Below are 20,095 nucleotides of genomic sequence, written 5' to 3'. Positions count from 1 at the left end.
TTCTCTGCCGTGCCCCAAAGCAATTGGCTCTTTTTATCCTATTGGTTGTCGGGGCACGGGGATTGAGCGGATTTTCGTTACCTGGAAAGCCTTTCTCTGCCGTGCCCCAAAGCAATTGGCTCTTTTTCAGGACTTACGCAAAGAAACCGGGTTTCGGGAAATATTAAAAAATCTGGAATTTTAACTGATTAAATGTAGATGACGGCGATAATTTTCCAGTAAATTATCGCGAGCTAAGGTACTTCAACCAATGACTCAAATCAATCAAGATCGCAACTTGGTTTTAGAGCCGCTAGACGTGCCAGAAGCAATCTCACGACGCAGAGCGATTAAAAGCTTCAAACCAGATAAAATATCCCCAGAATTGCTCAGCAAATTAGTTGAATTAACCGTAGCCGCACCTAGCAGTTATAACCTCCAAAGTTGGCGAATTGTCATATTGCAAGAAGAAGCACAAAAGGCAGCACTTTGTCAAGCGGCATATAATCAGCAACAAATCGTACAAGCACCAGTTACGTTTGTATTTGCTGCGGATGCAGCAGCATGGAAAAAAGATTTATCTCCCATTTTTGACCAAGGATTGCAAACGGGTGCGTGGACAGAAGGGACGGTAAATTATTTTAAAAATGCGATTCCTCAGTTCGCGATGAGTATCGGAGAAAAGACGCGGGAGTATGCAATTAAAGATGCGATGATCGCGGCAACTCATTTAGCACTAGCGGCGGAAAGTTTTGGGTTATCTAGCTGTTTTATGAATGGTTGGGTAGAGGAAGAAGTGAAAAAAGTTATCGGTGCGGAGGCAGAGGAGGATTTAGCGATCGCACTCTTATTACCCATCGGATATGCAGCAGAACCAAGGAAAAATCCCGGTCGTCTGCCATTATCTTACAACGTGTTTGCCGATAGAATAGGCAACCCGTATCTCGGGTAAGAGGTGAGAAACCGAAGCTTTTTTGTTATGGACAGGACTTACGCAAAGAAACTTTGGTGATCCGAAAAATGGTTGGTTTGGGAACCAAAGATCAAGGTCGAAACCGGGTTTCTGGCAACGCCCAAGCGTCAGCCCTGATGGAATGGGTAATGGGGAAAAAAACAATTACCAATTACCCATTACCCATTCCCAAAAAGCGCAATTTATAACCGTGGGAAGTATATTAAATTTGCAATTGCTTACTCTACCAGATCGGCAATAACCTCTGCCACACCAGCTACAACTCGTGCCAGTTTGGCAAAATCAACTTTTTCCCAAGTATCTTGTTCTGTGTGGTAATAATTGTAGCGATAAGGAGCAGTATCTGTAATCATAATTGCTTTGTAACCTTGCTGCCAAAAAGACCAATGATCTGACCAACCAACACCAGGAATCCAAGCTGGAAGAGCAGCACCTTCAGAAGGAAATTGAGCGTGGCGACGAAAGGAAGCTATCGCCTGTCGCACCAATCCCCCAGAGTTAATGTTACCGATAAAACTAATGAAATTACCTTGATTCGGGTAAAATAAGCCTATAGGGAAAGGGTATTTTTGACTATTGGCTGTATCGGAAAAATACCCCATCGTTTCGAGGCTCAACATCGCCACAATATTTTCGCTTTGTTGTTGCGATCGCTCGGCATAAACTAAACTTCCCATATCTTTTGTCCAAAAAAAGGGAGGTTCTTCATTTGTAAATTCAACAAAACGAATGGTACGATTGTTATTTCTCTTTGCCCAGATTCGCGCCAGTTCTAAAGTAGCGGCTGCACCCGTACCGTTATCATTTGCACCAGGGCTAGTAAACACTGAATCGTAATGACCGCCAACTACCACGATTTCATTAGGTTTAGTAATTCCCTTCTTTTCTACGGCAATGTTATAATATGATTTTCCATCTATTTTATACTCTTGTCGGATTGCTTTATATCCTGCCTCACCCAAAGTCGTTGCCAAAAAATCGGCGGCAATATTGATGTTTTTGTAATCGCCAGCGTTGCGTATACCAATATCGCTTGCTAGTCTTTTCACATCTTTTTCGAGGGCGTTTCGCAGCGCAATTTCTGATGCTGTCAAAGGTGGAAGTTTCCCGCTATAACTCTGTCCGGGCATCCAAAACATTGTAGACCCTACCCAGATAATCAGCCCTAGCAAGATGGCAAAAAGCACAGCCAGTCGCCTCAGGGCTGCTTTGGTAATGAGTTGGATTCTTAATCTACTTTTCTTTGAGGATTCCTGCATTACCTGCTCCTCTTCAGATCGGTATTCGTTGTCGGGGCACAGCAGAGAAAAGCTTTTCTTGACCAGAAAAGCTTTTCTCTGCCGTGCCCCAAAGCAATTGGATCTTTTTGTTGATGATTATTTGCACTTTTTTTTCCGTTATATATAAGCGCGCGCCTTGACCATTATGAAAAAAGCAGATCAGAAACCAGGCAGAAAAGTCAAGGGATTTTAGATTTTAAATTATTTTTTTCCTTTGACGATAGGCAGAAAAATAGTCAGCACTTCGCCTTGTTGCGGACGTTGTTTGACGATCAATTTTCCGCCCAAAGCTTGAAAGATATTTTTAGTGACGCTGTGGTTGAGACAGATGCTACCTGTTTCTGGTTGGAACATTAATAATTGACCGATTTGCTTGCGTTTGTTGGAGTTGCAAGGTTGGGATCGCATACCATCTTGTTTGCCAGACTCTGGCTCGATAAAATGCTTTAATTGCACCTTAATCTGATTCCCCGCAGGTATCGCCTGTAATTCGATATGACTCGCCGCAGGCAAGTTACGGGTAAAATTCTCGATCAAGCCGGTGAGTATCCGATCCAACATTGTCGGATCGCTTTCTACGGGTGGCATTTGCTGCGGCATCCGCACTTCTATGGTGAGATTGCGCCGACTTGCCTGTTTTTGCCAGCGCGGTAAGCTATCTTGCAATAGCTGGGTGAGGTCAGTTGTCGTTAAGTGAAGATTGGAAGATTTGGCATCAGTTGTTTCTATTTCTGCTGCTTGGAAAAGCAACTCCATGCGGTCAATTTGTTCGGTACATTCGTGGTCGATATATTCTAAGCGCTTGATGACATCTGGGGACAATTCTTTGCGCTTGAGCAACAGTCGCGTCAACATGCGAATTGTTGTCAAGGGGGTGCGGACTTCGTGAGCGAATGCTTGCAATAATTCGACATCATCGGATTTGGATATAGCGCTGGGTGCATCGGACATGGGGTCAACAGCTTTGGTGATACGATCGCTTACTTTTGCATATCTAGTTTCTTCTTGCATCGGTAAGTATTTCAGCATCAAGCGGCTAAATTTCATCACGGTGCGGTAGTCGGGTGCTGCAAAGCCAAACTGCTCAACTAATGCATCGAGTTGCCTAAATTGCGGCTGGTGCATCAGCAACATCCGCAACTTGAGGCACTCCCAAGCTTGCTGCACGACTTCTGGGTCAAAGGAAAACAGAAAAGCGGGTTGATTTGCCAGGTTTTCCCCCAGAACCATCACCAAACTGAATTTATTAGTTAAAACCAAGCAAAATTGTTCGGCGGCGATGGGATCGATGGGTAGTAAAGGCAGGGAATGGGAGGAATTGGGGGGGATGAGGATATGTTCGTCTTTGGCGGGTGGTAGCTGAAACAGCATCCCAGCTAAAACGACTTCCAGCATTTGAGGCGTAAAAATCCAGGTTTGGCAGCGAGAATTGAGCGCCGGATCGCTGATAATCGGTGAGGGACAGGTTAAAACTAATCCCCCAAGGGCTGGATCGTTGACGGTGACAACCTCCTGGAGGAGATGTTCTAGGGATGCGATCCCACTTTGCCATTGCTGTTCGGCTTTGACGCGCTCAAGAGCCATAGAAGCGTTGAGGAAAGCTTCTTTACCATCCGTCGATTTGGCACAGAAGGCGGCATCATCTGCCCCCAGGCTTTCGCTTTGGGCTATTATTTCACTCACAGTTGGCAGCAACCACTTTTGCACCGACATCACCTCACTAACCTCGCCCTGGAAAATGTAATTCAAACCGGGGACACGGCGGGAGACAAATGCTTTGAGCGATCTCAAACATTTTTGCTCCTGTGTCCCTACGACTTCTCTACGAGATTATCAATATCTGTCCTCTGGTAGTGGTAGTAGAACCGAACCAAGTGCTGGTAATTTCCGTTCCCACAAGCGAGCAAAAGCCTTTCCTTGGATAGAGAGCCTGTTTACACCTATGGCTGATGTCTAATTTTGTTTAAAGAAGAACCATAGATATAGCACTGGTATAGAGGTAATGGGTAATAGGTAATCGGCAATCGGCGCTCGGCAATGCAAGGGATAATTATCTGCATTTTGCTCCAATTACCAATTAGCAATTAGCTATTAGCAATTACCACTGCCGATTTTTAATTCATTTTAAAAGATTGTCGCAGGAGGAAACATGGCTTTAGGATCTCGCAAGCGTGCAATTGGTGTATTTCCCACGCGAGCTGAGGCAGAATCTGCCTTAACAGAATTGAGAGATTCTGGTTTTCCAATGGACAGAGTTTCTGTGGTTGCTAAAGATAGCGATCGCAGAAATGATATTGCTGGTGTAGAAACCACTGAGCGCATCGGCAACAAAGCGGATGAAGGTGCTGCTACGGGTGCTATTACAGGTGGCGCGCTGGGTGGTTTAACTGGTTTATTAGTTGGTTTGGGTGCATTGGCAATTCCCGGAATTGGCCCTGTAATGTTAGCAGGCGCAACAGCAACGGCGATTGCTACGACACTTTCCGGTACTGCAATTGGTGCAGCGGCTGGTGGTTTAATTGGTGCATTAATTGGTTTGGGAATTCCGGAAGAACGAGCAAGAGTTTACAACGAAAGAGTTAGTCGCGGTGAATATTTGGTGATGGTAGAAGGTAGCCAAGATGATATTCATCGCGCCCAAGCAATTTTGAGCCGCCGGGGTATTCAAGAATGGGGTATCTACGATATGCCGGAATCTTATGGCTCGCCCGCTGGCTACGCCGGAGTTGATACCGCTCGCACCGGCTACACCAATGACGTAACTTATCGTCAAGGTGACGTTACCGATGTGGATGACAAAGTTATCATCATCGATCGTCGGGAAGAAGTTCGTTAATTAGTCAGTAGTAAGGCAAGTCGGTACTTACCTTTTAAGGGCTGCTAATAGCTAATGGTTAATCGCTAATGGCTAATGGTAGAGGTGGAAAATATTGCCATAACCAATTAGCAATTAGCGATTAGCCATGACAAAAATACATCAAATTAACGGGTGATAAAAATGAAAAAGCTCGCTACAGTAATACTCAGCAGTGTCCTACTTTTTGGTGCGGTTGCTTGCAGTCAGGGTGAAAAAACTAGCGCTGATGCTCCCAACAATGCTACCCAACCCACCCAAGCTCCAGCCGCAGAAAGCGTGCAAGATACTCAAAAGGATGCTGCTAGCCAAGTTCGCAGAGATCAGCTAAATGCTGATATTCGAGCGCGGGAGCAACGCAACAATATTACCGGCGGCGACACCAATAGAGCTGATGCCGACCTCGCAAGCGAAGTTCGCAGCAAGTTAGAGGCTAATATCCAAAAAGGTCAGCTAACTGTTGCAGCTGAAGATGGTGTCGTAACCGTAGGTGGTACGGTTCCAAATCAACAAGATTTAGCCAAAATCGATCGTTTGGCTAAGGAAATTAAAGGCGTTAAGAGCGTCGTTGTTAATGCCAAGATTGTGCCTGCACAACCGAAACAGTAGATTAGACCTCTGGCAAAAATCCCGTTTGTGGTAGGGAACATGATTGATGTTGTTAAAGTATCCGAGATATCCGGGTTGTTCCCTACACCGGCATGATTGATGTTTAGATCTCGTAGATCTCGAGATCTCGTTCCCAGGTTCAACCTGGGAACGAGTATACTGAGGCTCTGCCTCAAGGTGCAAGATCTCAGTTGACGCACAAAAACCGGGTTTCTCAAATAAACCCGGTTTTTAAACAGGTTTTTAAACAGCGACAAAAACCGGGTTTCTCAAATAAACCCGGTTTTTAAACAGGTTTTTAAACAGCGACAAAAACCGGGTTTCTCAAATAAACCCGGTTTTTAAACAGCGACAAAAACCGGGTTTCTCAAATAAACCCGGTTTTTAAACAGCGACAAAAACCGGGTTTCTCCAACAAACCCGGTTTTTAAACACTACTTAAAACTGCTACTAATTTTTCTAAATGGGCGGTTTCGTGTGTTGCCATTACTGAAATGCGAATGCGACTGGTAGGAACTGTGGGAGGACGAATTGCGGGGGCAAAAATGCCCTCTTTTTTTAACTGATTTCCTATTTTTAAAGCGCTAGCAGCATCGTTTAATTGCAAGCAGAGGATGGCAGACTCGGAAGGCAGCAATTTTAAATCGGGTAATTCTTGCATAATTAGCTGTTTTAAATAATCGACATTACGCCATAATTGGGCGCGGCGTTGTGGTTCTTGTTGGATAATTTTAATCGCTTCCAATGCAGCAGCAGTATCCGCTGGTGAAAGTGCTGTGGTATAAATCCAACTGGGGGCGCGGTTACGCAAAAAGTCGATTAAAGTCGATGAACCGGCGATATAACCGCCTAAACTGCCCAAAGCTTTGCTTAAGGTTCCCATTTGAATTAACTGCCTTCCCGTGCAGCCAAAATGTTCTACGCACCCCGCACCATTTGCTCCTAAAACTCCAGTAGCATGAGCTTCATCGACTAGCAGCATACAGTTAAATTGTTCTGCCAAATCTAATAAGGCAGGTAACGGACAAAGATCGCCATCCATGCTGAAGACGCTATCGGTAATTATCAAGCAGCGACGGTAGAGTTCGCGTTCTTTTTCTAACTTTACGTTTAAATCCTGCACATCGCCGTGAGCGTATTCTACTACCGTCGCGCCGCTTAAAATTGCGCCATTTTTCAAGCTGGAGTGATTGTACCGATCGGATAAAATTAAATCGCGCTTGCCTACCAAAGCTGCGATCGCTCCCAAATTCGCCAAATACCCGGAACTGAAGGCGAGGGCGTCTTCGGTTTGTTTGAAGGATGCGATCGCTCTTTCCAATTCACCGTGTATTCCCCTATGCCCACTGAGTAATCGCGAACCCGTACTCCCGGTGCCGAATGTTGAGGTGGCGGCGATCGCAGCTTGAATCAATCGCGGATCTCCCGCCAATCCCAGGTAATCGTTACTGGCAAAGTTGATAACTTCTTGTCCTTCCAGACAAACAACCGCACCAGGACGACTGGAAATGGTTTGTACAAAACGATACCAATCAGCTTTATGAATTGTGGCGAGAGAGCGCTGTATCCAAGCATAGGGATCGGTAGGCATCTTGATTTATGACTGGTTTTCGGGTGACTCGGTATGTTTTATTTGAGCATTTTTGCCTTTAACGGGGGGTAATTTTTCGACTAAACCCATTTCAAAGGCGATATCTGGCAACTCACCCACGATATACTTGCCTGGTTGAAATACTTTGCCAGGAGTCAAACACATTTGTTTTAGTTGAACGATCTCGCCGGGGGCAAAGATATCTCTGGACATTCTTCTTTCTAGCGGCATGACTTAGCCTCCTTGAGCATCGGAATCGTCTTTACTTGTCATATTTGAAATTATATCCCTAGTATGAAGCTTTTTTCTGTCCCTCGCGGCATCATAAAGATAAGTAAATTTTCAATCATGTTTGGTTGATTACTATCAATAGCGGGAAATTGCTAATTGCTAATTGCTGGGCTTTTTTATATTAGGACTTAGTCACCTTTGTTTATACGTAGCTCTCTCGTCGCCAAACCAACGATTTTTCAGAGAAACGGTGATAGGCGTCAGGAATGTATATGAGGGATTAGCTACAATTATCAAACTAAAATGATAAGTAATTAACCAAAGGCGAGCTAACATAATATAGCGGATTGCAGTCGTATGAGGTACACCTTTGTTTGTCAAGCGCGCAGCATTAATGCTGCGCGCTTGACAAACTCAGCCCAAAGGCTGTACCTCACTCACTTGCAATCCGCTGTAATTATAGTCAACTTTGGATACCCAACTGATTGGAAGAAAGAATTTAAAATTTAAAATCCAAATTAGGGAGGAGTTGGAAGGATGAGCAAAAAGATTAAAATAGGCGAGCAAGTGACGCTGGTTGAAAATCTGCCAGATCTAGGATTATTTCGAGGGCAGGTTGGGACGGTTGTGCAAGAATACGAACCGGGTGTTTATGATGTTGAGTTTAGGTTTTTAAGCGGTCGCGATCAATTGATTGTGACGACTTTACGCTCTGGCATGTTAATGCCTTTGCACCCGGTTAAAAGGTAAGAATTAGGGACTCTGTTGAGGCAGAGGGGCCCAGGGGCAGGTGTGCAGGTGTGCAGGTGTGCAGGTGTGCAGGTGTGCAGAGGGGCAGGTGTGCAGAGGGGCAGGGGGGCAGAGGGGCAGGGGGGCAGAGGGGCAGAGGGGCATTTGAATGTATATTCTCACCTGCTCGCGCGCTCACCTGCTCGCGCGCTCACCTGCTCACCCACTCCCCTGCTCCCCTGCTCCCCTGCTCCCCTGCTCCCCTGCTCCCCTGCTCCCCATCTCACCCGCTCACCCGCTCACCCGCTCACCCGCTCACCTGCTCACCTGCTCCCCTGCTCATCTGCTCCCCTGCTGCTACGGGTTATGGGGAATTACCCTGCCGCAAGGATAAGTTGCCACGGGTTGTTCAGAAGCCATTTCTGCAACCGCTGCGGGGACTTGATCCGATGGTTGAGTTTTGGCTGCTAGATATGCGGCTTGGAGGTTTTGTAGCATATCTTGGCGGCGATCGCACAACCGTTTCAACGAACGAGGTTCGCATTCGGTGAGGACATAGGCGGTAATTAAAGGTAATGCGATCGTGCTGTCGGTGTAGCAAACGATGGTGTTGGGTAATTCTTCTGGGTCAACTTTACCCCAGCTGACGGCTTCGCTAGGCGTGGCGCCGGATAAACCGCCGGTATCGGGACGCGCATCGGTAATTTGCACAAAATAATCGTGTCCTCGTTCTTCTAATCCCAAAACTTCGTGAATTTGGGGTTGAGTTTGCAGTAGGAAGTTTTTGGGACTACCGCCGCCTAAAATAATCGCAGCGCTTTTACCTTCTATGTCGGGGTTTGGGGTTTCGCGGGCGTAGTATGCAATCGCTGCCGTTTCGTTCACATCTATCGCCGGATCGATTACCAATTTAGACCCTTCCAACGCCAACGCCGCCACGTTCATGCCAATCGAACTATCCCCCGGAGAAGAAGTATAAATCGGCACGCCGCATTCATACGCCGTCGCCAATAAGGAAGAATGCTTGACGCCGACTTGCTTTTCCACTTCCCGCACGTACTTACCCAGCAGATAGTGAAATTCAGCGGTTCCCATGCGCTTCTGAAACGGTTCTGCTTGCAGAATCTTGCGAATGAAGGCATCGGTTTCCAACAGCACATCGTAGCCGAAAATAATGTCATAAATGCGAATCGTGCCTTCTTCGCGCAACTTGATGTCGTCTAAAAATGGGTTGCCCGCGAACAGTTCAAAACCCAATCCATAGTGCATATCGTGGTAAAGATTCGCACCAGTGCTGATCATCCAGTCGATATAACCATTGCGAATCAGGGGTGCGAGGGCAGAAATTCCGAATCCGGCGGGTGTCATGGCACCGGATAGACTCAATCCCACGGTGACGCCTTCTTGGAAGACTTCGCGACTGAGTAATTGACAGATTTCCCGCAGTCGGGCAGAGTTGTAAGCGGTAAAGTAATTTTCGATTAAATCGACAACATCTATCCCTTTGGGAATAGGGACGGGGGCGATTTTGCGACCTTGTGGTTTTGACATGGTATTGTCTGGACAATTCTTTTGTAGACGCCGGATCAATATTAGCGAGAAGGCTGATGTTATGGGGTTGTGTTTTTGAGCGATCGCTAAAAATTTAGGTGTAGAGTTCTCGATAAAGTCAAATACCAGAGAGTAATTAAAAGGTTTTGGGTAGCTGTAACTACCTAGCACTCATAGGGAAGTTAAAACATTGTCAGGACTTACGCAAAAAAACAAAGGTGATATGAAAAATCTTGGCTCATATTCCCGGTTTCTCTGAAACATCTTCGACTTGTAACAGAGATTCCAGCCATCACCTTTGTTTCTAAGATTGACGCATCACCTTTGTTTTTGGCCCCGCGTGCGTAAGTCCTGATTGTGTTAATCCCACCAATAAACAACTACGGGGGATGGTGCGGGATACCGCCCCATCAGTTCGCCTGTACGCTTTCGATCAAAGACTTCCACATCATCGCATTGCCAAACTTTCCCCAATTCAACTAATGGATAAACGCAATCATCATCTTGAGCATGAACGTAGAGAGTATCGGCGTGCCACCGATAGCTAATACTCCGCAGCGTCCGAAATAAGCCGTTCAAGCAATATTCTGCATCCTCTACAATTTGTGGCCCCATAAAGAAAGAAATCCACAAATTTCTATTGGCGTAGAGGTCATGCAGCACCCGCTCTGCATCAAACAAATTAAACCGTCCTCGTTGCAGCATCAAAGCTTCTAGTAATTCCTGAGTAGAACACTCGCCAATAGGTTTTGATAAATCGAGTCTGGATTCATTCATAAGTTAATAGCTAAGTAGAATGGGAGCTTTGTTATAGAATGAAATTGTTTGACTATTAGGTAATAATTTTTATTATAGCTTTTCTGAGAAAAGAGCAGGCGATCGCAGAATCATATCATTTCCGGTGGGATCGGTAGTGTATGGATGGCTAATTGCTAATTGCTAACTGTTAATTGCCTCCAGAGCAGCCAACTATTAGCTATTAGCAGTTACATAACCGTTGCTTAAGGACATGATATCAAATACGGGTTATATTGAGGGTATTTTAATTGGTTGAAATCAGTGGTTCAAGCTGAACTAGCAGTTGAGGGATTTTGTTTTGGGCAACATCCCAAACGATGTCTAAATCTACTCGGTCATAGGCATGAGAAACCCAATCTCTCATCCCCGCCATATCTTTCCAGGGGATTTCTGGATGTTGAGCGCGAAATTCATTTGAAATGCGTTTCGTTGTCTCACCGATGACCATAATTCGATAAAGAATAGCAGCTTGTTTTTCATCAGAAGCTGCTAACCCATCGCGGTCAATTCCTGCGATGTAGCGTTGAATCATCTGGCAAGCTTGCACAATATCCAACAGAGAAGCCATATCTCTATTTGCTGGCATAAATCACCTGTGCCGAGTTAAGAATTTCCTGTTTCCTGATCCAGTTAATGCTTTGTTCAATAGATTGCTTGCTAAGGATATCTACTTTGCGCCCAAATAAAGTTTCAAGTTCCTCCTGCATCTGCATCGCGTCATCAAATTTCCATCGGTAGTCAGGCGCAAAAGTTACCAGCACATCTATGTCGCTTGTTTCTGGGCAAAAATCAGATCGCAGAACTGAGCCAAATAGTGCTAACTCTATGATGCGCCACCTCGTGCAGAATGCTGTAATTTCTTCGGTAAAATCCCCTAAGCGATTAAGGGCTAAATCTAACTGAATGTTTGGCATTGATTATTAATTTGTATAAAAAAATAAAATTTTATTACAATTTTAGCCAGCGACGCTTGATAGCATCAAAGGTAATTACAGTGTATTATAACGGGTTTTTGTTCTGTTTTAATGGCGCGAGCAACGCTGAATGAATGAAGATAGCTGCTTGATGTGCGATCAAAGCCTTGCGATCGCCACTGCCACAACCCAGTCCTGCACCCAATTCGTCTGACTAAAAGCAGGATATCAATGGGGGAATAGCCCACAGCTAAAGGTATTTAGAATCATTAATCAACCACGTGCCAGTTTGAATATCCCAAATCAAAAAGTAGCGTACAGATTCTGGTTTAGATAACTTTTGAGTTCTTTTCATAAAGTATTGCAAACGAACATCTACGGTTGCATATTTAAGATCTTGTGAGAATTGGCTTAGTTGATTAATCTCTACTCGCTCGACCTTTCTTTCCCACCAATCTAAATATTCATTGTAACTACCTGGCCCAGTTCTTTGGTATTCAGGTGTTAAAAGATTCCATGCTGCTGAATACTGACCATTATTAATAGCTGAAAAATAATCTCGGACGAATTGTTCAGGTGAAGGTCTACTTAGAGTATAGGGTATCCATTTGCCAGTCAGCACCCAGCCTTCAAACGAGTCCCACCACATCAATCCACTATTAATAAATTTAGCAACCGTAGTTTCTCCAAGGATAGGACGTACATACCAGAGGAATGGTAATAAAATCGCTGCTGTTACAAACCATCCTTTACGAGGTAGCCATCGTTGGGTTAACGCATACCTAAAAATTTTATCCAGCTTTTGGGTTGCTGCATTAACAAGAAGCACTATTCCGCCGATCAAGTCGTCAAAAATGTAAATGACGTTCGGCGGTTGACTGCCTCGTTTTCGCACAGATTGTGTGACCAAGTTTTCCAACCAAAGCAGAAGTTTTGCCACAACTTCTGTACAGATAAAAAACAGTTGTGAAAGTTTAGCCAGTAAGCAGGGAAATGCTCGCCAAAAAAGCCAGGATAGGGCGGGCATTAAAAGCAACAAAATAATTAAAGCCCGCCACGGCATTGGTATTGGCACAAGCAGTTCCCAGATTGGTCGAAGAATGGTTTGTAGGAACTCGCTCATGATTAATATTTGCCTCTCTCGTGTGTAGAAAAACTACTCATCCTCATCGTAGTTAAAATCTGGTTTGGTAACCTTTGGGGTTTGATTGTCAGATTCATCTACTTTTGAGTTGTTTTTTTTACTTTCTGATTTGTTAGCCGAACCGCTTCCCAGTGCAGGTGTATACTGTTCAGTCATGGCAATTAAACCTTGCAGCACACGTTTTCCAACTTCACTAATCTGAGAACCTTCCAAAGCATCTTCATCTAGCAGCATTTTCAGCATTTTCATCTGATGCTCTCTGTCAATTTGCTTCTGGCGATTAATTTCTTCTACTACGACTGCAATATCTTGAGGATTTTGCGCGAGTTGCATGGCGAGCATTTGCCAATTGCCAGCTTGGAGCATTGGACTATAGAAGTCTATCTTGACTTTCATGAGTTCAAGCTCGAATTGTTGGCGTTGCATCGCTAACTTTTGTGCTTGTTCTTCCAGTTCTATCTGGCTTTTGATTTTGGTTTTTTCTATTTCAGTTGTATCTTGAATGCGTTTTTTCTCTCGAATTCGGTCGCGTACTTCTTGTTCTAAATACAGTGTAAGTACGAAGCGATTGAGTTGGAATCCTGCATCATAGATTTCTTGCTTGACCCTATTGCTAATCTGACGTTCCGCAACTTCGCTTTCTTCAACCTCATAGTTACGGCTGATGCTCCGCATGACCTCGACGATCAAGGGTTCTAGGAATTGACGAACGTCAGTTACATTGCGTCGTACAATCATTTCCGGTTCGCGCACCGAACAAATGAACCTGACCTCGGCGTGGAAGTCAAAAGCATCTGTTGCACAAGGGATGTTGCACTGAAAACTTAACGGGTGTTCAGTCATATCTACCTTATAAAGCAGATTATATTTACCCCAAACAATTTCGCCGCTAGTCGGTCCCCTTTGACCTTGTTTGATGCTGAGTAAAGGTTGTCCCTCACCAGAGAAAACAAGTGCGGTTCCTGGATCTGGCACTGGACGTGACTGAAATAGCCGCCAACGACCAATCTCTTCTCTGCTGAGGATTGGATTGTATGTGTCTGCCATCGTGTTACCTCCTGTACTAAATATTCAAATACTTTTTGATTTTTGATAAAATCTTGTTTGCAGCGTTAGGCTGTTCAACCGATTTCCATTGTTCAAGGTTGTAAGTGATACGTTCTCGTTCACGCCCAGTTCCTTGAGCAGCTAATGTAAATATGATTGAGCCTACTGTTTCGTACAGTTTATGTTCGGGATCGTCATCTACGAGTTGAAGCCATTTGCGGATTTCCTGTAAAACAAGTTTGCGTGTTACTTTTAGATTTAAGGCTCGCTGCAATAGGCAAGTCACTAAGTCTTCGTATACTTGATCTGTCTTGGGATTTTCCTTGACAAGTTTCTTTTCTTCCCAGACAAGCCAAAGTAATGTAGGCCAGTTATCCTTGTTCGAGTCTGTCGCAACTTTTGCCTCACGTATGAGTACCCAAAAGATTAGCAAACCAAACTGGGCTGTCACCTCAGTATTTGCCTGCTCTGTCCATGCTTTGAGCGCATTCAGAACGGTAAAATGGAAGCCAGCATTAAAAATACTAGCTACGCCCTCGGCTACTGCTGATAGTAATTGTCCTTCTCCAGACTGAGCGATCGCAAACAGATCCCTAAGCGCAATATCAGGAAATCGCAACCCAACATATCCGGAATAAGCAGTTGCTGCTGTCCAAGGTAAGTTTAAGTTATTTTTTAACGTACTCCAGGAATGCAGTAACTTTAGCACCTGTGGAGCAAGATTGCTTTCAAATACTGGAATACTTAAGGCTAGTGCCGCTAGTCTTTGCAACTGCCGATCTTGACAGTTTGCCCAAGGTCGTACAACTTGATCTAGAACATCTCCAAAGGCATACTTGCTCAGTTCACCAACTGCTGCTGCTGCTCTGATCCGCACCTCAAAGTTACGGTGCGATCCTAGCTGGTGCAACCATTTAAGCAGCCGTTCGCGATATTGATCGTACTCGTGCCAAACATAAGATAAGATAGCTGGCTGAAATGTAGGATTATCCAACTCAATCAGTTCAACCGGACTCAGCCCAAACTCAGTATTTTGATATCCCTGAACTAAATGAGTACGAAATTCTTTTAGTTTTTGGCTACGTTTGCTTGTAGGAACAGATGATTTTTCCTCATCTGAAGGAGGCTTTATGAGCGATTGTAAATTTTGACTAGCATTGATAACCTCTTGATAGTTAATCCCATTCAAAACTGCCACAGTAATCATAAACATATGCTGATTCAGATCTGAGTGCTTGTCAAACCATGATTCAACTTCTTCGTTTGTCCGCAGGCTGAAACGTGCCAGCGCGTCTTCAAGGGTTAGTTCGCTCTTCACCACTTTGGCAAGAAGTTCTGCTAACCGATCCACATCACCAGGCAGTAATTTATTTGTTAGCCATTCTCGTACTGAGTCTATCTGAGTTAAAGTGTGACTGCTATTAAGCATTGCTTGGTCTTTTATATACCATGCAAGATGTTTTTTTAGCAGTTCTTCACAAGTTGGTAAGTTCCTCCAATTGAGGATATACCTGCCCAAAGTTTCTTGGGAAATACGCGCACGACTATCTACCGTTATGACAAGATAGCTTTGTTGCTCCCTCAGTCTCTGACTCAGACTATTCAGCACATAACTATTGAGTTTTTCTGCACTATCAGGTGCAAGAGTGTCAATCACATACATCTGCGTTGATTCACACTGAAATGAACTGAGGTCTTCTACTGTTGGGTTTATTTCAAAAATCTCTTCAGCAGTCAGGCTCACAAGCAGGTGAATCGCAGTAGTTTGTTTGCCATAGTTTGAATCGCCACACAAAATTAGAACATGCTTCTCGCTTAAAATGCTTTTTGCCTGGGTGTAGCTGGCAGTTTCAACATAAACACTGCGAACTTTTTCCACCTCCTCAATTAATATTTGACCCGCTATTTCTTTAACAGCAATGCCTTTAGCTGAATCCCTTGTATGGTTTCTCTGATCGCGCCCAGCAACATTGCCATAAATACGCGCATCATGCTCTAAATAATTACCGATACGGCGATTATCGATATAAACTGTCGTGGCTTTCAGTTCTCGATATAATTCTTCAATATTTCCGATTTTATCGCCTTTAATGATGCGCTCAATTGCATCTTCTATACTTATTCGATCTGATGCCTTAGTATTCTCATTTTCAGTATTAGGTTGAGGCGTAGTTGATGCCGATGGGGTTTGTTCTTGACTTGACTGCTCGCTCACTTAATTAACTCCGTCATCTTCACAAAGACTTCTCTATACACCCCACATTCTGGTGGGGTGTTGGAAGCCGAAAAGAATTTCTTCAGAAGCCTATGCTACTTATAGTTATTGGTCTGATCGCGCCCAGCTACAGGGCCATGAATGCGTGCCCCACTCTCCAAATAGTTACCAATACGACGATTATCAGTAGTTATTGTTTCATGTAATTTATCCTTATCTTCAAGTTGAATTGGTTGCTTAAGAACTTTTAAGCAGTCTTCTTCAATGAATTGCTTTACTCCAAGATAAACTAGACTCTCTTTTGACTCTGGTTTACAAATTGAGATATGATTAGCATAATCAATACCCACAGGAATTACACCTTTAATGCCTGGATCTGCACTGGTTTCATCTACAACTAAAACTCCGTTGGTTTTTTCTGTTTCAAAGTAAACCTCCATTGGGATTTTGCACAGCAATTCGTGATTCCGATACAGGTTGTTGAGTTCACGTAAACGGGAATGGTTGGCCTCAAGCTCTCTAACGCTTACTGTAGTTCGGAGAATACCACCAATATAGTTAACCCAGTTGGCAAGGTCAGCGCCAGAATGAGGAGTTGAAAGGAAAACAATGCCTTTCGTTTGATCTACAATAGCTTTCCACTTTGGATTACCATAATCCTGTGCGTGGCGAAGCATCTGTTTAACAAGGAGTCCGCCCATACTGTGAGTAATGAAAATCACCGGGCGTTTACCAATCCCATATATACCCAGAGTTTTTAATGTGTTAGTTGCTCTATCAGCTAGGGGCAGTGTATTTCCTTTCCAAGCTGAAGGTTCAACCGCATACCCCAATGACCAAATATCAAACTCTGGCAGATCTTCTCCAAGCTTAGCAGGCCAGAAGAAATCATCACTCTTTCCCTTCTTGTAATGCCACGTGTCTCGTGGATTGCCGCCCAGTCCGTGAACAAAAACCACATCCCCGCTGCGTTCAGGGTTCTCGCAACCTGAAATTTTCAGTAAACCATTTGAGTCTTTCATGGGCTATTTCTCCAGTTTAAGCTAGCCGAACACTTTTTGTCTTTGACCAAAATTATCGGTTTAAATCTAAGTAGTAGGGTATTGTATGAACGCTACCTACCCCACGATTATTTGGAATAACACTAAAAAATTATCTGGACACAATATTTGTTATGTTAGCAAATTCGAGCAGGCTCTGCATTAACCCCTTCGGGTGAATTAGGTTTGTGAGAAATGTGATGATGAACTGATGAGCGTTTGTGTAAGCTTCTAAAAAGCAGACTTTTGGTTAGATAACCAGCATAAAAATGCTCAATCGTCAATAAAAGGCAATATTTCGCTTAAAATTAGCTAAATTGTCCAAAAAGTAAATGCTGCTGGCAGTAGCCTATGATCTATTCCAGCGTGCAATCCGGAAATTGCGGGAATGGCTGCGATCGCTCACTTCCAACACTTGCGCCAGTTTCCCGGTAGTCGGTCGATATTCACTTCGCAACAACGTATCAATATGCAGCAATCTTTCCAAATGGCGCGACATAGTTCTGCATCAGATCGATTAGCCACATATTAAACGCACTACCCGGCAAAAACATTTCCGCCTTGATGAAAATTAGACTTGATATCATGTCCGGTCGATTACCCATAATCATCAGCCGGGACACGGCATGATTAAAGTTATACCAAATCCGCTTTGATCGCCCCTTTTATGCCGAACGACTCGCATTCGCGGCTACACAAACAAAGCCCGCCTTCGCGGGCTATAAAATAAAGGGGGTTTAAAACCCGGATTTGGTATTATCTGTTTGTCCGAGATATCGTCAGATGCCGTGTCCCTACGCAACGACTCTGTGAGGTTTTTTTATGATGGGCAATTCAACGGACATCATATGACCGATTCCTGGCATCGCACTCAAGTAGCAGTTGTCAGCTTGTTGAATAAAGCAAACGAGGATGACTTGCTCAATCGAGCCAGGAAGGGATAGGTGTTTTTGATCGCGACTCGCAATTTTTTAGCAGGGATAATCCGAATACAATTCTTAAAGCCAAAATTTCAAACCAAGGTAACCCCAACCCCCATTTCATCTTGAGGAGAAAGTACTTTTCAAACGCTGCTTTTACCCAGTTGACCCATCGTCCCTGTCCTGCATAAGAGTAACGTCGCTTACCCGTTACGGGATCGGGCAAGATGGGAGCAGCAACGTAGGCAATACCAGTATCCCCAAACTCAGCGAAACAAACAGCTTCCAGAGTTGGGGACCTCCAAGCATCTTGAATTGCTCCTAACGCTACAGCAATGTTGTGGGCTACTGCTAATCCCATTGCTTCTGTCATTTGTCCGGTTTTGGGTAAGCTCAGAGCAGTGGTAGCTTGTTTGGGTTGGGGCAATTCTACGCTCACCCCCAAGGCATAAATTGAAGGATATTTGGGATGTTCGTAGGTAGGTAGGACGGTAATCAATCTTTTTTCATTACCCAATCCAGGTACATCTTGGATAAATTTGGCTCCCTCAAAAGCAGGCAGAACCATTGCATATTTGAAAGGGATTTTTCGCCCATCGGCTAGCGCGATCGCTTGAGAATCAACAGCAGTAATTCTGGCCTGATTCACTACTTTAATTCCTCGTTATTGTAGCAGTTTTTCTGTCAATTCTCTGGAGTTACTTAGCCCATCTAATCCTAAATGTCCCGCGTAGGGTTCTGGCGTAATGAAAGTAATCGATACTTGGTCGCGCAAACCCAGGCGGCGCAATTCCCACTCTGCCATTAATAAAAACTCATAAGCAGGGCCAAAACAACCGACACCGGGTACTGCTCCGACTACCAGATCGCCCGGATCTGCTAAAAACTTCAGCCAAGCTGCTCGCGCTTTCAGAGCGCAATCTGGCGTGCAAACCGAGTGAGTGTAACCCCCATGCGGCCCCAATCCGGGGATAGCATCAAAAGCTAAAAAAGGACCTGTAGCGATCGCAACGTAGTCGTAATCAACGGTTTGGCTTTCTCCTACCGTGATGCGTTTGGCGTTAGGGTCGAGGGCTGTCACTTTTCCCCCAATCCATTCCAACCCGTGCCGCTTTGTCAATTCTGCCAGGTCTAGCTGAAGCTCTTCCAGAGGGTTCAGATTCAGCGCTACCCGAATTAACCGAGGTATAAAAGTAAATTTAGGTCGATCCGAAATTAACGTTACCGTATGTTCTGCTGGCAGCCTGTGTCGTAGTTCGTAAGCCCTAGGGAGTCCCCCCAACCCTGCACCAATTACAACTACTTTCATCCTTTTTTTATTAATTAGTTATATTTTCATTTAAACATAAAGATCCGCTCAAGTTCTTGCTCTCGAACGGGTTGGCAAACAATATCCCCTCATATCATGTCCGGTCGATTACCCACGATCCCAAGCCGGGACACGGCATTATTAACGTTATCTGTTTGTCCGAGATATGTATGATGCCGTGTCCCTACGCAACAACTCTGTGAGGTTTTTTTATTATGGGCAATGAGCGCGGACATCATATCACCCGTATGCTCGCAGGCACTGGCAGGTTGGTGCTTGAACCATCTCTAGCCCGATCTATAGCGGATTGCACATGAGGTACACCTTCGTTTGTGTAGCGGCAGCGTTAACGCTGCCGCTACACAAACGAAGCCATAAGGCTTTCCCTCACACGAAAAGCAATCCGCTGTGACATGAGTCCCTCCTCAAACTTGGATGCTCAGGCGGCTAACTTGTTTGACCATATAGTAAAATAGTAATGCGAAAGTTAAGTTACTCGATCTATGGCTAAAACTTCCTTGAACAACTCAGTTTTTTCGACGCAGCCCTCTAAAGAAGAGGGAATTTCAAAACTTCCTCCAGAGGCTTTGGCTTATGTGGCTGACTTTTTTAAGGTTTTATCGGAAGTCAGTCGATTACAAATTGTCTGCTGTCTCAAGTCGGGGTCGAAAAACGTCACCCAAATTATGGAGGAAACGGGTTTGGGGCAAGCCAATGTTTCCAAGCATTTAAAGTTGCTGGCTCAAGCGGGAATTGTAAGTCGCACGCAGATTGGAGTAAGCGTTTACTACGAAATTGCCAATCCTTTTTTGTTTGAATTGTGCGACTTAGTTTGTCACTCCCTGTTATCCCAAATTCAGAAACAAAACCAGCAGATAAAACAACTCAAAATCCGGCAAAGTTAGAATTAA

The 20,095-nt window shown here is 44.4% G+C and carries 24 protein-coding genes; 9 read left to right on the top strand and 15 right to left on the bottom strand.

The window, feature by feature from the left end; all coding sequences use genetic code 11:
- The 3 genes from MiSe_RS13355 to MiSe_RS13345 form a co-directional block, all read left to right on the top strand.
- On the top strand, positions 1 to 184 hold a 184-nt coding region (locus MiSe_RS13355), incomplete at its 5' end, for a hypothetical protein (RefSeq protein ID WP_226579999.1).
- 66 nt (positions 185 to 250) lie between these two features.
- Complete coding sequence (locus MiSe_RS13350; RefSeq protein ID WP_226579996.1) at positions 251 to 931, top strand: nitroreductase family protein; 681 nt, start codon at positions 251 to 253, stop codon at positions 929 to 931.
- Between the two features lie 56 nt (positions 932 to 987).
- Positions 988 to 1,140, top strand: a complete 153-nt coding sequence (locus tag MiSe_RS13345; protein ID WP_226579994.1) for a hypothetical protein — start codon at positions 988 to 990, stop codon at positions 1,138 to 1,140.
- 30 nt (positions 1,141 to 1,170) lie between these two features.
- Here MiSe_RS13345 and MiSe_RS13340 read toward each other — a convergent pair whose 3' ends face one another.
- Together MiSe_RS13340 and MiSe_RS13335 are read right to left on the bottom strand one after the other, a co-directional pair.
- Positions 1,171 to 2,211 (bottom strand): M28 family peptidase, encoded by a 1,041-nt coding sequence (locus tag MiSe_RS13340; RefSeq protein ID WP_226579990.1) that lies wholly within the window; start codon positions 2,209 to 2,211, stop codon positions 1,171 to 1,173.
- A 222-nt stretch (positions 2,212 to 2,433) separates the two neighbouring features.
- Positions 2,434 to 4,023, bottom strand: coding sequence for a sensor histidine kinase (locus tag MiSe_RS13335; protein WP_226579987.1), 1,590 nt, complete (start codon positions 4,021 to 4,023; stop codon positions 2,434 to 2,436).
- Between the two features lie 358 nt (positions 4,024 to 4,381).
- Here MiSe_RS13335 and MiSe_RS13330 point away from each other — a divergent pair, with 358 nt between their 5' ends.
- Positions 4,382 to 5,068, top strand: coding sequence for a general stress protein (locus MiSe_RS13330; RefSeq protein WP_226579984.1), 687 nt, complete (start codon positions 4,382 to 4,384; stop codon positions 5,066 to 5,068).
- 162 nt (positions 5,069 to 5,230) lie between these two features.
- Positions 5,231 to 5,695 (top strand): BON domain-containing protein, encoded by a 465-nt coding sequence (locus tag MiSe_RS13325; RefSeq protein ID WP_226579981.1) that lies wholly within the window; start codon positions 5,231 to 5,233, stop codon positions 5,693 to 5,695.
- A 427-nt stretch (positions 5,696 to 6,122) separates the two neighbouring features.
- Here MiSe_RS13325 and bioF read toward each other — a convergent pair whose 3' ends face one another.
- Both bioF and MiSe_RS13310 read right to left on the bottom strand, forming a co-directional pair.
- Entirely contained in the window at positions 6,123 to 7,286 is a 1,164-nt protein-coding gene (bioF, locus tag MiSe_RS13320) for an 8-amino-7-oxononanoate synthase (protein ID WP_444980492.1), read from the bottom strand.
- Positions 7,287 to 7,292: 6 nt separating this feature from the next.
- A complete protein-coding gene (locus MiSe_RS13310) occupies positions 7,293 to 7,517 on the bottom strand; it encodes a hypothetical protein (protein WP_226579976.1) in 225 nt (74 codons plus the stop codon).
- 537 nt (positions 7,518 to 8,054) lie between these two features.
- On the opposite strand from MiSe_RS13310, the gene MiSe_RS13305 reads away from it, so the two are divergent.
- Positions 8,055 to 8,267 carry a DUF4926 domain-containing protein gene (locus tag MiSe_RS13305; protein WP_226579974.1) on the top strand — a complete coding sequence of 71 codons (213 nt, stop codon included), beginning with the start codon at positions 8,055 to 8,057 and terminating at the stop codon, positions 8,265 to 8,267.
- A 336-nt stretch (positions 8,268 to 8,603) separates the two neighbouring features.
- On the opposite strand, the gene MiSe_RS13300 is transcribed toward MiSe_RS13305, so the two are convergent.
- From MiSe_RS13300 to MiSe_RS13260, 9 genes are all read right to left on the bottom strand, one after another.
- Positions 8,604 to 9,797: a homospermidine biosynthesis protein gene (locus MiSe_RS13300; protein WP_226579970.1), complete on the bottom strand. Its 1,194-nt coding sequence runs from the start codon at positions 9,795 to 9,797 to the stop codon at positions 8,604 to 8,606.
- 360 nt (positions 9,798 to 10,157) lie between these two features.
- Positions 10,158 to 10,574, bottom strand: a complete 417-nt coding sequence (locus tag MiSe_RS13295) for a hypothetical protein (RefSeq protein WP_226579967.1) — start codon at positions 10,572 to 10,574, stop codon at positions 10,158 to 10,160.
- A gap of 265 nt (positions 10,575 to 10,839) precedes the next feature.
- Complete coding sequence (locus tag MiSe_RS13290; RefSeq protein WP_226579964.1) at positions 10,840 to 11,181, bottom strand: HepT-like ribonuclease domain-containing protein; 342 nt, start codon at positions 11,179 to 11,181, stop codon at positions 10,840 to 10,842.
- Entirely contained in the window at positions 11,168 to 11,509 is a 342-nt protein-coding gene (locus tag MiSe_RS13285) for a nucleotidyltransferase family protein (RefSeq protein ID WP_226579961.1), read from the bottom strand. Before MiSe_RS13285 ends, MiSe_RS13290 begins: the two co-directional genes overlap by 14 nt.
- 250 nt (positions 11,510 to 11,759) lie before the next feature.
- Entirely contained in the window at positions 11,760 to 12,584 is an 825-nt protein-coding gene (locus MiSe_RS13280) for a DUF4829 domain-containing protein (RefSeq protein WP_226579958.1), read from the bottom strand.
- 81 nt (positions 12,585 to 12,665) lie between these two features.
- A complete protein-coding gene (locus MiSe_RS13275; RefSeq protein ID WP_226579955.1) occupies positions 12,666 to 13,700 on the bottom strand; it encodes an SPFH domain-containing protein in 1,035 nt (344 codons plus the stop codon).
- 16 nt (positions 13,701 to 13,716) lie between these two features.
- The gene (locus MiSe_RS13270; RefSeq protein ID WP_226579953.1) at positions 13,717 to 15,915 is read right to left on the bottom strand and encodes an nSTAND3 domain-containing NTPase; all 2,199 of its coding nucleotides are present in this window, start codon (positions 15,913 to 15,915) and stop codon (positions 13,717 to 13,719) included.
- A 95-nt stretch (positions 15,916 to 16,010) separates the two neighbouring features.
- Positions 16,011 to 16,937, bottom strand: coding sequence for an esterase/lipase family protein (locus MiSe_RS13265; RefSeq protein WP_226579950.1), 927 nt, complete (start codon positions 16,935 to 16,937; stop codon positions 16,011 to 16,013).
- A gap of 367 nt (positions 16,938 to 17,304) precedes the next feature.
- Positions 17,305 to 17,454: a hypothetical protein gene (locus tag MiSe_RS13260; RefSeq protein WP_226579948.1), complete on the bottom strand. Its 150-nt coding sequence runs from the start codon at positions 17,452 to 17,454 to the stop codon at positions 17,305 to 17,307.
- Between the two features lie 265 nt (positions 17,455 to 17,719).
- Here MiSe_RS13260 and MiSe_RS13255 point away from each other — a divergent pair, with 265 nt between their 5' ends.
- Positions 17,720 to 17,899, top strand: a complete 180-nt coding sequence (locus MiSe_RS13255) for a hypothetical protein (RefSeq protein ID WP_226579945.1) — start codon at positions 17,720 to 17,722, stop codon at positions 17,897 to 17,899.
- Here the strand turns inward: MiSe_RS13255 and MiSe_RS13250 are convergent.
- Together MiSe_RS13250 and MiSe_RS13245 are read right to left on the bottom strand one after the other, a co-directional pair.
- On the bottom strand, positions 17,877 to 18,524 hold the full coding sequence (locus MiSe_RS13250) for an NAD(P)/FAD-dependent oxidoreductase (protein ID WP_226579942.1): 648 nt from the start codon (positions 18,522 to 18,524) through the stop codon (positions 17,877 to 17,879). The two genes, MiSe_RS13255 and MiSe_RS13250, sit on opposite strands and share 23 nt — an antisense overlap.
- A 15-nt stretch (positions 18,525 to 18,539) precedes the next feature.
- Positions 18,540 to 19,184 carry an NAD(P)/FAD-dependent oxidoreductase gene (locus tag MiSe_RS13245; protein WP_226579938.1) on the bottom strand — a complete coding sequence of 215 codons (645 nt, stop codon included), beginning with the start codon at positions 19,182 to 19,184 and terminating at the stop codon, positions 18,540 to 18,542.
- Between the two features lie 71 nt (positions 19,185 to 19,255).
- On the opposite strand from MiSe_RS13245, the gene MiSe_RS50920 reads away from it, so the two are divergent.
- Together MiSe_RS50920 and MiSe_RS13240 are read left to right on the top strand one after the other, a co-directional pair.
- Complete coding sequence (locus MiSe_RS50920; RefSeq protein ID WP_264196483.1) at positions 19,256 to 19,387, top strand: hypothetical protein; 132 nt, start codon at positions 19,256 to 19,258, stop codon at positions 19,385 to 19,387.
- A gap of 300 nt (positions 19,388 to 19,687) precedes the next feature.
- Entirely contained in the window at positions 19,688 to 20,089 is a 402-nt protein-coding gene (locus MiSe_RS13240; RefSeq protein WP_226579935.1) for an ArsR/SmtB family transcription factor, read from the top strand.
- Positions 20,090 to 20,095 lie beyond the last annotated feature (6 nt).

This window comes from Microseira wollei NIES-4236 (genome assembly GCF_020521235.1).
Classification (GTDB): Bacteria; Cyanobacteriota; Cyanobacteriia; order Cyanobacteriales; family Aerosakkonemataceae; genus Microseira; species Microseira wollei.
The sequence above is the reverse complement of the archived record's forward strand: the minus strand, read 5'-3'. Positions and strand labels throughout refer to the sequence as shown.

Coding starts and splice junctions, on each gene's coding strand:
- MiSe_RS13265 (WP_226579950.1), bottom strand. CDS start 16,937: ATGAAAGACTCAAATGGTTTACTGAAAATTTCAGGTTGCGAGAACCCT.
- MiSe_RS13350 (WP_226579996.1), top strand. CDS start 251: ATGACTCAAATCAATCAAGATCGCAACTTGGTTTTAGAGCCGCTAGAC.
- MiSe_RS13305 (WP_226579974.1), top strand. CDS start 8,055: ATGAGCAAAAAGATTAAAATAGGCGAGCAAGTGACGCTGGTTGAAAAT.
- MiSe_RS13300 (WP_226579970.1), bottom strand. CDS start 9,797: ATGTCAAAACCACAAGGTCGCAAAATCGCCCCCGTCCCTATTCCCAAA.
- bioF (WP_444980492.1), bottom strand. CDS start 7,286: ATGCCTACCGATCCCTATGCTTGGATACAGCGCTCTCTCGCCACAATT.
- MiSe_RS13245 (WP_226579938.1), bottom strand. CDS start 19,184: ATGAAAGTAGTTGTAATTGGTGCAGGGTTGGGGGGACTCCCTAGGGCT.
- MiSe_RS13325 (WP_226579981.1), top strand. CDS start 5,231: ATGAAAAAGCTCGCTACAGTAATACTCAGCAGTGTCCTACTTTTTGGT.
- MiSe_RS13285 (WP_226579961.1), bottom strand. CDS start 11,509: ATGCCAAACATTCAGTTAGATTTAGCCCTTAATCGCTTAGGGGATTTT.
- MiSe_RS13340 (WP_226579990.1), bottom strand. CDS start 2,211: ATGCAGGAATCCTCAAAGAAAAGTAGATTAAGAATCCAACTCATTACC.
- MiSe_RS13310 (WP_226579976.1), bottom strand. CDS start 7,517: ATGCCGCTAGAAAGAAGAATGTCCAGAGATATCTTTGCCCCCGGCGAG.
- MiSe_RS13240 (WP_226579935.1), top strand. CDS start 19,688: ATGGCTAAAACTTCCTTGAACAACTCAGTTTTTTCGACGCAGCCCTCT.
- MiSe_RS13290 (WP_226579964.1), bottom strand. CDS start 11,181: ATGCCAGCAAATAGAGATATGGCTTCTCTGTTGGATATTGTGCAAGCT.
- MiSe_RS13330 (WP_226579984.1), top strand. CDS start 4,382: ATGGCTTTAGGATCTCGCAAGCGTGCAATTGGTGTATTTCCCACGCGA.
- MiSe_RS13260 (WP_226579948.1), bottom strand. CDS start 17,454: ATGTCGCGCCATTTGGAAAGATTGCTGCATATTGATACGTTGTTGCGA.
- MiSe_RS13275 (WP_226579955.1), bottom strand. CDS start 13,700: ATGGCAGACACATACAATCCAATCCTCAGCAGAGAAGAGATTGGTCGT.
- MiSe_RS13295 (WP_226579967.1), bottom strand. CDS start 10,574: ATGAATGAATCCAGACTCGATTTATCAAAACCTATTGGCGAGTGTTCT.